The following is a 12352-nucleotide window of genomic DNA, read 5'->3' as shown; positions in this document are numbered from 1 at the left end:
AAAAAGAAGCCTGAGCCTGGATTCATTCTGTACGTTGACCGATAGCGATCGAGACCTATGACTGCAGACACCGCTCTGTACATCCCGCCTTACAAGGCTGACGACCAAGAGGTCGTCGTTGAACTGCACAACCGTTTTGGCGCCGACGCGTTCACCGCTCAATCCACTGTCACAGGCATGCCTGTGCTGTGGGTGGCGCGCGCCAAGCTGTTCGAAATCCTGACGTTCCTGCGCCACGTGCCCAAGCCGTACTCGATGCTGTACGACCTGCACGGCGTGGACGAGCGCCTGCGCACCAAGCGCCGTGGCTTGCCGGACGCCGATTTCACCGTGTTCTACCACCTGTTGTCGGTAGAGCGTAATAGTGACGTGATGATCAAGGTGGCCTTGTCCGAAGGCGACCTCAGCGTGCCTTCCATCACCAGCATCTGGCCCAACGCCAACTGGTACGAGCGTGAAGTGTGGGACATGTTCGGGATCGACTTCCCGGGCCACCCGCACCTCTCGCGCATCATGATGCCGCCGACCTGGGAAGGTCACCCGCTGCGCAAGGACTACCCTGCCCGCGCCACTGAATTCGACCCCTACAGCCTGACGCTGGCCAAGCAGCAACTGGAAGAAGAAGCCGCGCGCTTCCGTCCGGAAGACTGGGGCATGAAGCGTTCCGGCACCAACGAGGACTACATGTTCCTCAACCTGGGCCCGAACCACCCTTCCGCTCACGGTGCGTTCCGTATCGTGCTGCAGCTGGACGGCGAAGAGATCGTCGACTGCGTGCCTGACATCGGTTACCACCACCGTGGCGCCGAGAAGATGGCCGAGCGTCAGTCCTGGCACAGCTTCATTCCCTACACCGACCGTATCGATTACCTCGGTGGCGTGATGAACAACCTGCCGTACGTGCTCTCGGTCGAGAAGCTGGCCGGCATCAAGGTGCCCGAGAAGGTCGACGTCATCCGCATCATGATGGCCGAGTTCTTCCGCATCACCAGCCACCTGCTGTTCCTGGGTACGTACATCCAGGACGTTGGGGCCATGACCCCGGTGTTCTTTACCTTTACCGACCGCCAGCGCGCGTACACTGTGATCGAGGCGATCACCGGTTTCCGTCTGCACCCTGCCTGGTACCGCATCGGCGGTGTCGCACACGACTTGCCTCGCGGCTGGGACAAGCTGGTCAAGGACTTCGTCGAGTGGCTGCCCAAGCGGCTGGACGAATACACCAAGGCCGCATTGCAGAACAGCATCCTCAAGGGCCGTACCGTCGGCGTCGCTGCCTACAACACCAAAGAGGCTCTGGAGTGGGGCGTCACGGGGGCCGGTCTGCGCTCCACCGGTTGCGATTTCGACCTGCGCAAGGCGCGCCCTTACTCGGGCTACGAGAACTTCGAATTCGAAGTGCCGCTGGGGCACAACGGCGATGCCTATGATCGCTGCATGGTCCGCGTCGAAGAGATGCGCCAGAGCATCAAGATCATCGACCAGTGCCTGCGCAACATGCCGCAAGGCCCGTACAAGGCGGATCACCCGCTGACCACGCCGCCACCGAAAGAGCGCACCCTGCAGCACATCGAAACCTTGATCACGCACTTCCTGCAGGTTTCGTGGGGCCCGGTCATGCCGGCCAACGAATCCTTCCAGATGATTGAAGCGACCAAGGGCATCAACAGTTATTACCTGACGAGCGACGGCGGCACCATGAGCTACCGTACCCGGATTCGCACCCCAAGCTACCCGCACCTGCAGCAGATCCCTTCGGTGATCAAAGGCAGCATGGTCGCGGACTTGATCGCGTACCTGGGTAGTATCGACTTCGTTATGGCCGACGTGGACCGCTAAGCATGAACAGCACGCTTATCCAGACAGACCGTTTCGCCCTGAGCGAATCCGAGCGCTCGGCCATCGAGCACGAAATGCATCACTACGAGGACCCGCGCGCGGCGTCCATCGAAGCCCTGAAGATTGTTCAGAAGGAACGCGGCTGGGTGCCGGACGGCGCCATTTACGCCATCGGCGAAGTGCTGGGCATCCCTGCCAGCGACGTTGAAGGCGTGGCCACGTTCTACAGCCAGATCTTCCGTCAGCCTGTGGGCCGTCACATCATCCGCGTCTGCAACAGCATGGTCTGCTTTATCGCCGGTCACGAAGACATCGTCGGCGAAATCCAGAGCAAGCTGGGCATTGGCCTGGGTCAGACCACCGCCGATGGCCGCTTCACGCTGCTGCCGGCCTGCTGCCTGGGCAACTGTGACAAGGCGCCGGCGGTCATGATCGACGACGACACTTTCGGCAATCTGCAGCCTGCTGGCGTTGCCCAGCTGCTGGAGGGTTACGTATGACCATCACTTCCTTCGGCCCGGCCAACCTGATTCAGCGCACACCGGAAACCCACCCGCTGACCTGGCGTCTGCGCGACGACGGCGAGCCGGTGTGGTTCGACGAATACGTGGCCAAAGACGGCTACGCGGCAGCGCGCAAGGCCTTCGCCCAGCAATCGCCTGACGAAATCGTGCAGTCGGTCAAGGACTCAGGCCTCAAGGGTCGCGGCGGTGCAGGCTTCCCCACTGGCGTGAAGTGGGGCCTGATGCCCAAAGACGAATCCATGAACATCCGCTACCTGCTGTGCAACGCGGATGAAATGGAACCCAACACCTGGAAGGACCGCATGCTGATGGAGCAACTGCCCCATCTGCTGGTCGAGGGCATGCTGATCAGTGCTCGCGCGTTGAAAGCCTACCGCGGCTACATCTTCCTGCGTGGCGAGTACGTGACTGCCGCCAAACACCTGAACCGCGCCGTGGCCGAAGCCAAGGCTGCGGGTCTGCTGGGCAAGAACATTCTGGGCAGCGGCTTTGACTTCGAGCTGTTTGTCCACACCGGCGCCGGGCGTTACATCTGCGGTGAAGAAACCGCGCTGATCAACTCCCTGGAAGGCCGCCGCGCCAACCCGCGCTCCAAGCCGCCCTTCCCTGCCGCCGTGGGCGTGTGGGGCAAGCCGACTTGCGTGAACAACGTCGAAACCCTGTGCAACGTCCCGGCGATCGTGAACAACGGCAACGACTGGTACAAATCGCTGGCCCGCGAAGGCAGCGAAGACCACGGCACCAAGCTGATGGGTTTCTCCGGCAAGGTGAAAAACCCCGGCATTTGGGAGCTGCCGTTCGGCCTGCCAGCGCGCGAGCTGTTCGAGGACTACGCAGGCGGCATGCGCGACGGGTACAAGCTCAAGTGCTGGCAGCCAGGCGGCGCCGGCACCGGTTTCCTTCTGCCTGAGCACCTCGATTGCCAGTTCTATGCAGGCGGCGTGGCCAAGGTCGGCACCCGGATGGGTACGGGCCTGGCGATGGCGGTGGACGACAAGGTCAACATGGTGTCGCTGCTGCGCAACATGGAAGAGTTCTTCGCCCAGGAGTCGTGCGGATTCTGCACACCTTGCCGCGATGGCTTGCCATGGAGCGTAAAAATGCTGCGTGCCCTCGAAAAAGGCCAAGGACAACCGGGCGACATCGAGACGCTGCTGGGGCTGGTCAACTTCCTCGGCCCGGGCAAGACCTTCTGCGCCCACGCACCGGGCGCCGTGGAACCTCTGGGCAGCGCGATCAAATACTTCAGATCCGAATTCGAGGCTGGCATCGCACCCGCACGTGCGGGCGACCTCACCCAGGTCAAGAGTCCGACGATAGCGGGCGCATAAAAAGACAGACCCGATGGCGGCTCCGAAACGAGTCGCCGTCCTTGCATCCGACGACGCCGTAAGGCTGTTTGAGTCGGATGGCACCGAGATTCCATTAGCCACGCCCGCTGACACCGGGCCAACGAAGAACTTTGAACCATGGCTACTATCCACGTAGACGGCAAAGCGCTCGAAGTCGATGGCGCAGACAACCTGTTACAGGCCTGTCTGTCGCTGGGGCTCGACATCCCTTATTTCTGCTGGCATCCAGCCCTTGGCAGTGTTGGCGCCTGTCGCCAGTGCGCGGTCAAGCAGTACACCGACGAGAACGACACCCGCGGTCGTATCGTCATGTCCTGCATGACCCCCGCCACGGACAACACCTGGATTTCCATCGACGACGAAGAATCCAAGGCGTTTCGCGCCAGCGTCGTCGAATGGCTGATGACCAACCACCCGCACGACTGCCCGGTCTGTGAGGAAGGTGGTCACTGCCATCTGCAGGACATGACCGTGATGACCGGCCACAACGAGCGCCGGTATCGCTTCACCAAACGCACCCACCAGAACCAGGAACTGGGGCCGTTCATCGCGCACGAGATGAACCGCTGCATCGCCTGCTATCGCTGCGTACGCTTCTATAAAGACTACGCCGGTGGCACTGACCTCGGCGTATTCGGCGCCCACGACAACGTGTACTTCGGTCGCGTCGAAGACGGCACGCTGGAAAGCGAATTCTCCGGCAACCTCACCGAGGTCTGCCCGACCGGTGTGTTCACCGACAAGACTCACTCCGAGCGTTACAACCGCAAGTGGGACATGCAGTTCTCGCCGAGCATCTGCCACGGCTGCTCCAGCGGTTGCAACATCAGCCCGGGCGAGCGTTATGGCGAAATCCGCCGTATCGAGAACCGCTACAATGGTTCGGTGAACCAGTATTTCCTGTGCGACCGCGGCCGTTTTGGCTACGGCTACGTCAACCGCAAGGATCGTCCGCGTCAACCGCTGCTGGCCGAAGGCAACGTCAAGCTGAGCCTGGACGCTGCGCTGGACAAGGCCGCTGACCTGCTGCGCGGTCGCAACATCGTTGGTATCGGTTCCCCGCGTGCCAGCCTGGAAAGCAACTTTGCCTTGCGCGAACTGGTCGGTGCCGAGCACTTCTACTCGGGTATCGAAGCCGGTGAGCTTGAGCGTCTGCGCCTGATCGCGCAGGTTTTGAAAGACAGCCCGCTGCCGATTCCGACCCTGCGTGAAGTCGAAGAGCACGATGCCGTGTTCATCCTTGGCGAAGATGTCACCCAGACCGCTGCGCGCATGGCACTGGGCCTGCGTCAGTTGGTGAAGAACAAGGCCGAAGACATGGCCGCTGCGATGAAAGTCCAGCCATGGCTCGACGCTGCCGTGAAGAACATCGGTCAGCACGAGCTGAACCCGCTGTTCATCGCAAGCCTGGCTGACACCCGTCTGGACGACATCGCCGAGGAATGCGTTCACGCCGCGCCCGACGATCTGGCCCGCATCGGTTTCGCCGTGGCACATGCCATCGACCCAAGCGCTCCGGCCGTCACCGGTCTGGACAGCGAAGCACTGGAACTGGCCCAACGCATCGCCGACGCACTGCTGGCTGCCAAGCGTCCACTGATCGTCTCCGGCGCCTCGCTGGGCTCCAACGCGCTGATCGAAGCGGCGGCGAACATCGCCAAAGCCCTGAAACTGCGCGACAAGAATGGCTCCCTGAGCCTGATCGTGCCGGAAGCCAACAGCATGGGCCTGACCCTGTTCGGTGGCGAGTCGGTCGACGCCGCACTGCAGGAAGTGATTTCGGGCAAGGCCGACGCCATCGTCGTGCTGGAAAACGATCTGTTCACCCGCGTCGATGCCGCGACTGTCGACGCTGCGCTGAAAGCCGCGAAAGTGGTGATCGTTGCCGACCATCAGAAGACCGCGACCACCGACCGGGCCGACCTGATACTGCCGGCCGCCAGCTTCGCTGAAGGCGACGGTACCCTGGTCAGCCAGGAAGGTCGCGCCCAGCGCTTCTTCCAGGTTTACGATCCGACCTACCTGGACGCGAGCATCCAGATCCACGAAGGCTGGCGCTGGCTGCACGCCCTGCGTGCGACCCTGCTGAACAAGCCGGTGGACTGGACGCAACTGGACCACGTCACCGAAGCCTGTGCGGCAAGCAACGCGCAACTGGCCGGTATCGTTGGCGCCGCGCCTTCTGCCGCGTTCCGCATCAAGGGCCTGAAGCTGGCTCGCGAACCGCTACGTTACAGCGGCCGTACCGCCATGCGCGCCAACATCAGCGTGCACGAGCCTCGCACATCGCAGGACAAGGACACCGCGTTCTCGTTCTCGATGGAAGGCTACTCGGGCTCTGCCGAACCGCGCTCCCAGGTGCCTTTCGCCTGGTCGCCGGGCTGGAACTCCCCGCAAGCGTGGAACAAGTTTCAGGACGAAGTCGGTGGTCACCTGCGCGCGGGCGACCCGGGCGTACGCCTGATTGAAAGCAGCGGCGACAAGCTGAGCTGGTTCGCAGCTGTGCCGCGTGCGTTCTCCCCTGCCCAGGGCACCTGGCAGGTCGTGCCGTTCTTCCACCTGTTCGGCAGCGAGGAAAATTCCTCGAAAGCCGCGCCGGTTCAAGAGCGGATTCCTGAAGCCTACGTCGCACTGGCCAAGTCCGAAGCGGACCGCCTGGGCGTCAACGACGGTGCCCTGCTCAGCCTCGACGTTGCCGGTCAGACCCTGCGTCTGCCACTGCGCATCAACGAAGAGCTGGGTGCAGGTCTGGTGGCACTGCCATCGGGTCTGGCCGGCATTCCTCCGGCGCTGGCCGGGAAAACCGTTGAGGGTCTGCAGGAGGCAGCACAATGACGTGGTTTACCCCTGAAGTGATCGACTCGATCATCGCGGTCCTCAAGGCCATCGTGGTGTTGCTCGCCGTGGTGGTCGCAGGCGCCTTGCTCAGCTTCGTCGAACGTCGTCTGCTGGGCTGGTGGCAGGACCGTTATGGTCCGAACCGCGTCGGCCCGTTCGGTATGTTCCAGATCGCAGCGGACATGCTGAAGATGTTCTTCAAGGAAGACTGGAACCCGCCGTTCGTCGATCGCATGATCTTCACCCTGGCGCCGGTCGTGGCCATGAGTGCGCTGCTGATCTCGTTCTCGATCATCCCGGTGACCCAGACCTGGGTCATCGCGGACCTGAACATCGGCCTGTTGTTCTTCTTCGCCATGGCGGGGCTCTCGGTCTATGCGGTGCTGTTCGCAGGCTGGTCGTCGAACAACAAGTACGCCCTTCTGGGCAGCTTGCGCGCCTCGGCACAGACCGTGTCGTACGAAGTGTTCCTGGGCCTGTCGCTGATGGGCATCATCGTGCAGGTCGGCTCGTTCAACATGGGCGACATCGTTCAGTACCAGGCCGATCACCTGTGGTTCATCATTCCGCAGTTCTTCGGCTTCTGTACCTTCTTCATCGCAGGCGTGGCCGTGACTCACCGTCACCCGTTCGACCAGCCGGAAGCGGAACAGGAACTGGCCGACGGTTACCACATTGAATACGCCGGCATGAAATGGGGCATGTTCTTCGTCGGTGAGTACATCGGCATCATCCTGATTTCGGCGCTGCTGGTGACGCTGTTCTTCGGTGGCTGGCACGGTCCGTTCAATATCCTGCCGCAACTGTCGTTCATGTGGTTCGTACTGAAAACCGCGTTCTTCATCATGCTGTTCATCCTGCTGCGCGCTTCCATCCCGCGTCCGCGTTATGACCAGGTGATGGACTTCAGCTGGAAGTTCTGCCTGCCACTGACCCTGATCAATTTGCTGGTGACCGCTGCGGTCGTCCTGGCGGCTCAGTGAGGATTTGACCCATGTTCAAGTATATTGGCGACATCGTTAAGGGTACGGGTACCCAGCTGCGCAGCCTGGTCATGATTTTTGGCCATGGTTTTCGCAAGCGCGACACCCTGCAATATCCGGAAGAAGCTGTGTACCTGCCGCCGCGCTACCGCGGTCGTATCGTCCTGACTCGCGACCCCGACGGCGAAGAGCGCTGCGTGGCCTGCAACCTGTGCGCCGTGGCCTGCCCGGTCGGCTGCATCTCGCTGCAGAAAGCCGAGACCGAAGACGGTCGCTGGTACCCGGACTTCTTCCGCATCAACTTCTCGCGTTGCATCTTCTGCGGTCTCTGTGAAGAAGCCTGCCCGACCACCGCGATCCAGCTGACGCCGGATTTCGAAATGGCCGAGTTCAAACGTCAGGATCTGGTGTACGAGAAGGAAGATCTGTTGATCTCCGGTCCCGGCAAGAACCCTGACTACAACTTCTACCGCGTTGCAGGTATGGCGATCGCTGGCAAGCCCAAAGGCGCTGCCCAGAACGAAGCCGAGCCGATCAACGTCAAGAGCTTGCTGCCTTAAGGAAGAAAGATGGAATTCGCTTTCTATTTCGCATCCGGTATTGCTGTTGTGGCCACCCTGCGGGTGATTACCAACACGAACCCGGTGCACGCCCTGCTCTACCTGATCATTTCGCTGATCGCCGTGGCCATGACCTTCTTCAGCCTCGGAGCGCCGTTCGCCGGTGCCCTGGAAGTGATCGCCTACGCTGGCGCCATCATGGTGCTGTTCGTGTTCGTGGTGATGATGCTGAACCTGGGTCCGGCCTCGGTTCAGCAAGAGCGCGCCTGGCTCAAGCCTGGGATCTGGCTCGGCCCGATCCTGTTGGGCGGTCTACTGCTGGCCGAACTGATCTACGTGCTGTTCGCCAACTCCACCGGGGCCTCGATCGGCCACACCACGGTGGATGCCAAGGCCGTCGGCGTCAGCCTGTTCGGCCCTTACCTGCTGGTTGTCGAACTCGCGTCGATGCTGCTGCTTGCCGCAGCCGTGACCGCGTTCCACGTCGGCCGCAACGAGGCGAAGGAGTAAACCATGCACTCAGCTATCCCTCTGGAACATGGCCTGGCGGTTGCCGGTGTCCTGTTCTGCCTCGGCCTGGCGGGCCTGTTGGTACGCCGCAACATTCTGTTCGTGTTGATGAGCCTGGAAGTGATGATGAACTCTGCCGCCCTGGCCTTCGTGGTCGCGGGCAGCCGCTGGGCACAGCCTGACGGTCAGGTGATGTTCATTCTGGTGATCAGCCTTGCCGCCGCCGAGGCCAGCATTGGCCTGGCGATCCTGCTGCAGCTGTATCGCCGCTTCCACACTCTCGATATCGACGCTGCCAGCGAGATGCGCGGATGAACCTACTCTTTCTGACTTTCGTATTCCCTCTGATCGGCTTTGTGCTGCTGTCGTTCTCGCGCGGCAAATGGTCGGAAAACCTGTCTGCCCTGGTCGGCGTTGGCTCCATCGGCCTGTCGGCCATCGTCGCCGCCTATGTGATCTGGCAGTTCAACGTGGCGCCGCCTGAAGGCGGTCACCTGACTCTGGTGCTGTGGCGCTGGATGTCGGTTGACGGCTTCGACCCCAACTTCGCCCTGTATGTCGATGGCCTGTCCATCACCATGCTCGGTGTCGTGGTCGGCGTGGGCTTCCTGATCCACCTGTTCGCGTCCTGGTACATGCGTGGTGAAGACGGCTATTCGCGCTTCTTCGCCTACACCAACCTGTTCATTGCCAGCATGTTGTTCCTGATCTTGGGCGACAACCTGCTGTTCATCTACTTCGGTTGGGAAGGCGTGGGCCTGTGCTCGTACCTGTTGATCGGTTTCTATTACAGCAACCGCAACAACGGCAACGCAGCACTCAAAGCCTTCATCGTGACCCGCATCGGCGACGTGTTCATGGCCATCGGCCTGTTCATCCTGTTCCAGCAACTGGGCACGCTGAACATTCAGGAACTGCTGGTTCGCGCCCCTCAACACTTCAAGGTCGGCGATTTCTGGATCGTGCTGGCGACCCTGATGCTGCTGGGCGGCGCTGTTGGTAAATCCGCGCAACTGCCGCTGCAAACCTGGCTGGCGGATGCGATGGCCGGTCCTACCCCGGTTTCGGCACTGATCCACGCCGCAACCATGGTGACCGCGGGCGTCTACCTGATCGCCCGTACCCACGGCCTGTTCGCCCTGGCGCCGGACATCCTGCACCTGGTCGGTATCGTCGGCGGTGTGACCCTGGTGCTGTCCGGTTTCGCAGCACTGGTGCAAACCGACATCAAACGTATCCTCGCCTACTCGACCATGAGCCAGATCGGCTACATGTTCCTGGCGTTGGGTGTGGGTGCATGGGAAGGCGCGATCTTCCACCTGATGACCCACGCGTTCTTCAAGGCCCTGCTGTTCCTCGCTTCGGGTGCGGTGATCGTTGCCTGCCACCACGAGCAGAACATCTTCAAGATGGGCGGTCTGTGGAAGAAACTGCCACTGGCCTACACGAGCTTCATCGTCGGCGGCGCGGCTCTGGCGGCATTGCCGATCCTGACCGCAGGCTTCTATTCCAAGGACGAGATCCTCTGGGAAGCCTTCGCCAGCGGCCATCAGTATCTGCTCTACGCAGGTCTGGTCGGTGCCTTCATGACCTCGCTGTACACCTTCCGCCTGATCTTCATCGCCTTCCATGGCGAAGCGAAGACCGAAGCTCACGCAGGCCACGGGATTTCCCACTGGTTGCCGCTGAGCGTGCTGATCGTGCTGTCGACCTTCATCGGCGCCTGGATTCATCCGCCACTGGCCGGTGTACTGCCGCAAAGCGCGGGTCACGCTGGCGGCGAAGCCAAGCACAGCCTGGAAATCGCCTCGGGCGCCATCGCCCTGGCCGGTATCCTGCTGTCCGCGCTGTTGTTTCTGGGCAAGCGTCGTCTGGTCACGGCCATCGCCAACAGCGGTCCGGGTCGCTTCCTGTCCGCCTGGTGGTTCGCGGCATGGGGCTTCGACTGGGTTTACGACCTGCTGTTCGTCAAACCTTACCTGGCTATCAGCCGCCTCCTGCGTGGCGACCCCCTGGACCACACCATCGGTGTGATTCCGCGTCTGGTCAAAGCCGGTAACGGTCTGATGAGCCGCACCGAAACCGGTCAGCTGCGCTGGTATGCCGCTTCGATCGCCGCAGGTGCCGTACTGGTGCTTGGCGCGATTGTGCTGGTCTGATGAGTCGATCTGACATGAACCTTGCGACTTTGCGAAAGGAATTGAGCCCGTCATGATTCTGCCTTGGCTAATCCTGATCCCCTTCATCGGCGGCCTGCTGTGCTGGCAAGGTGAGCGCTTCGGCCCTACCCTGCCGCGCTGGATTGCGCTGATTACGATGTCCCTTCTCACAGCCCTGGCGCTGTGGCTGTGGACGACCGGTACCTACACTTACGCGCCAGTGCCTGGCGCTGACCCAAGCTGGGCCGTTGAATTCAAGGCCCAGTGGATCCAGCGTTTCGGCATCAGCGTGCACCTGGCACTCGATGGTCTGTCGCTGCTGATGATCCTGCTGACCGGCCTGTTGGGTGTTCTCTCGGTCCTCTGCTCGTGGAAAGAGATCCAGCGTAACGTCGGTTTCTTCCATCTGAACCTGATGTGGATCCTGGGCGGCGTCGTCGGCGTGTTCCTCGCCATCGACCTGTTCATGTTCTTCTTCTTCTGGGAAATGATGCTGGTGCCGATGTTCTTCCTCATCGCGCTCTGGGGTCACAGCTCGGCAGACGGCAAGAAGACCCGGATCTACGCGGCGACCAAGTTCTTCATCTTCACGCAGGCCAGCGGCCTGATCATGCTGGTGGCGATCCTGGGCCTGGTGCTGGTGCACTTCAATCAGACCGGCGTGATCACCTTCGCTTACGCCGACCTGCTGAAGACCAAGCTGTCCCACAGCACCGAGTACATCCTGATGCTGGGCTTCTTCATCGCCTTCGCGGTGAAGCTGCCGATCGTGCCGCTGCACTCCTGGTTGCCTGACGCTCACGCCCAGGCGCCGACCGCAGGTTCGGTGGATCTGGCGGGTATCCTGCTCAAGACCGCTGCCTATGGTCTGCTGCGTTTTGCCCTGCCGCTGTTCCCGAACGCTTCGGCCGAGTTCGCCCCGATCGCCATGGCCCTGGGCCTGATCGGCATCTTCTACGGTGCCTTCCTGGCCTTCGCCCAGACCGACATCAAGCGCCTGATCGCGTTCTCCAGCGTCTCGCATATGGGCTTCGTGCTGATCGGTATCTACTCCGGCAGCCAGCAAGCCCTGCAAGGTGTCGTGGTGCAGATGCTGGCTCACGGTCTGTCGGCCGCCGCACTCTTTATCCTCAGCGGTCAGCTGTACGAGCGCCTGCACACCCGTGACATGCGCGAAATGGGCGGCCTGTGGAACAAGATCGCTTACCTGCCGGCCATCAGCCTGTTCTTCGCGGCCGCGTCGCTGGGCCTGCCAGGCACCGGTAACTTCGTTGGCGAGTTCCTGATCCTGATCGGCACCTTCGTCAGCGCACCGTGGATCACCGCCATCGCCACCTCGGGCCTTGTGTTCGGTTCGGTCTACTCGCTGATCATGATCCACCGCGCCTACTTCGGTCCGGCAAAGACCGAAGAAATCTACAAAGGCATGGATGGACGGGAATTGATCATGGTGCTGGGTCTGGCGGTGTTGCTGGTGCTGCTGGGTGTGTACCCGCAGCCGATCCTGGACACCTCTTCGGCGACCATGCATGGCGTGCAGCAATGGCTCGGCACCGCCTTCACTCAACTCGCTTCGGCCCGGTAAGA

Annotated in this window: 10 protein-coding genes; all 10 read left to right on the top strand. The window is 61.6% G+C overall.

Annotation, left to right across the window (positions count from 1 at the left end; genetic code table 11):
• Positions 1-57: 57 nt before the first annotated feature.
• Complete coding sequence (gene nuoC / locus AC07V9_RS07815) at positions 58-1839, top strand: NADH-quinone oxidoreductase subunit C/D (protein WP_495015157.1); 1782 nt, start codon at positions 58-60, stop codon at positions 1837-1839.
• A 2-nt stretch (positions 1840-1841) separates the two neighbouring features.
• Positions 1842-2339 carry an NADH-quinone oxidoreductase subunit NuoE gene (gene nuoE, locus AC07V9_RS07810; protein ID WP_093466804.1) on the top strand — a complete coding sequence of 166 codons (498 nt, stop codon included), beginning with the start codon at positions 1842-1844 and terminating at the stop codon, positions 2337-2339.
• Complete coding sequence (gene nuoF, locus AC07V9_RS07805) at positions 2336-3694, top strand: NADH-quinone oxidoreductase subunit NuoF (RefSeq protein ID WP_495015156.1); 1359 nt, start codon at positions 2336-2338, stop codon at positions 3692-3694. Before nuoE ends, nuoF begins: the two co-directional genes overlap by 4 nt.
• 138 nt (positions 3695-3832) lie before the next feature.
• Positions 3833-6550, top strand: a complete 2718-nt coding sequence (gene nuoG / locus AC07V9_RS07800; protein ID WP_495015155.1) for an NADH-quinone oxidoreductase subunit NuoG — start codon at positions 3833-3835, stop codon at positions 6548-6550.
• On the top strand, positions 6547-7536 hold the full coding sequence (gene nuoH / locus AC07V9_RS07795) for an NADH-quinone oxidoreductase subunit NuoH (protein ID WP_495015154.1): 990 nt from the start codon (positions 6547-6549) through the stop codon (positions 7534-7536). The genes nuoG and nuoH overlap by 4 nt, the downstream gene beginning before the upstream one ends.
• Positions 7537-7547: 11 nt before the next feature.
• Entirely contained in the window at positions 7548-8096 is a 549-nt protein-coding gene (gene nuoI, locus AC07V9_RS07790) for an NADH-quinone oxidoreductase subunit NuoI (RefSeq protein WP_047227738.1), read from the top strand.
• A gap of 9 nt (positions 8097-8105) precedes the next feature.
• Positions 8106-8606, top strand: a complete 501-nt coding sequence (nuoJ, locus tag AC07V9_RS07785; RefSeq protein ID WP_495015153.1) for an NADH-quinone oxidoreductase subunit J — start codon at positions 8106-8108, stop codon at positions 8604-8606.
• A 3-nt stretch (positions 8607-8609) separates the two neighbouring features.
• The gene (gene nuoK / locus AC07V9_RS07780) at positions 8610-8921 is read left to right on the top strand and encodes an NADH-quinone oxidoreductase subunit NuoK (RefSeq protein WP_404631048.1); all 312 of its coding nucleotides are present in this window, start codon (positions 8610-8612) and stop codon (positions 8919-8921) included.
• Positions 8918-10765: an NADH-quinone oxidoreductase subunit L gene (gene nuoL / locus AC07V9_RS07775; protein ID WP_495015152.1), complete on the top strand. Its 1848-nt coding sequence runs from the start codon at positions 8918-8920 to the stop codon at positions 10763-10765. The genes nuoK and nuoL overlap by 4 nt, the downstream gene beginning before the upstream one ends.
• Before the next feature lie 52 nt (positions 10766-10817).
• Positions 10818-12350, top strand: coding sequence for an NADH-quinone oxidoreductase subunit M (nuoM, locus tag AC07V9_RS07770; RefSeq protein ID WP_495015151.1), 1533 nt, complete (start codon positions 10818-10820; stop codon positions 12348-12350).
• The last annotated feature ends 2 nt before the right edge of the window (positions 12351-12352 follow it).

It is taken from the genome of Pseudomonas sp. GW821-FHT02A11, assembly GCF_059421985.1.
This window is presented reverse-complemented; position numbering and strand designations above follow the sequence as displayed.

Bases quoted from the DNA above. Each gene is read 5' to 3' on its own strand.
- nuoC (WP_495015157.1), top strand. From the start codon at position 58: ATGACTGCAGACACCGCTCTGTACATCCCGCCTTACAAGGCTGACGAC.
- nuoE (WP_093466804.1), top strand. From the start codon at position 1,842: ATGAACAGCACGCTTATCCAGACAGACCGTTTCGCCCTGAGCGAATCC.
- nuoF (WP_495015156.1), top strand. From the start codon at position 2,336: ATGACCATCACTTCCTTCGGCCCGGCCAACCTGATTCAGCGCACACCG.
- nuoG (WP_495015155.1), top strand. From the start codon at position 3,833: ATGGCTACTATCCACGTAGACGGCAAAGCGCTCGAAGTCGATGGCGCA.
- nuoH (WP_495015154.1), top strand. From the start codon at position 6,547: ATGACGTGGTTTACCCCTGAAGTGATCGACTCGATCATCGCGGTCCTC.
- nuoI (WP_047227738.1), top strand. From the start codon at position 7,548: ATGTTCAAGTATATTGGCGACATCGTTAAGGGTACGGGTACCCAGCTG.
- nuoJ (WP_495015153.1), top strand. From the start codon at position 8,106: ATGGAATTCGCTTTCTATTTCGCATCCGGTATTGCTGTTGTGGCCACC.
- nuoK (WP_404631048.1), top strand. From the start codon at position 8,610: ATGCACTCAGCTATCCCTCTGGAACATGGCCTGGCGGTTGCCGGTGTC.
- nuoL (WP_495015152.1), top strand. From the start codon at position 8,918: ATGAACCTACTCTTTCTGACTTTCGTATTCCCTCTGATCGGCTTTGTG.
- nuoM (WP_495015151.1), top strand. From the start codon at position 10,818: ATGATTCTGCCTTGGCTAATCCTGATCCCCTTCATCGGCGGCCTGCTG.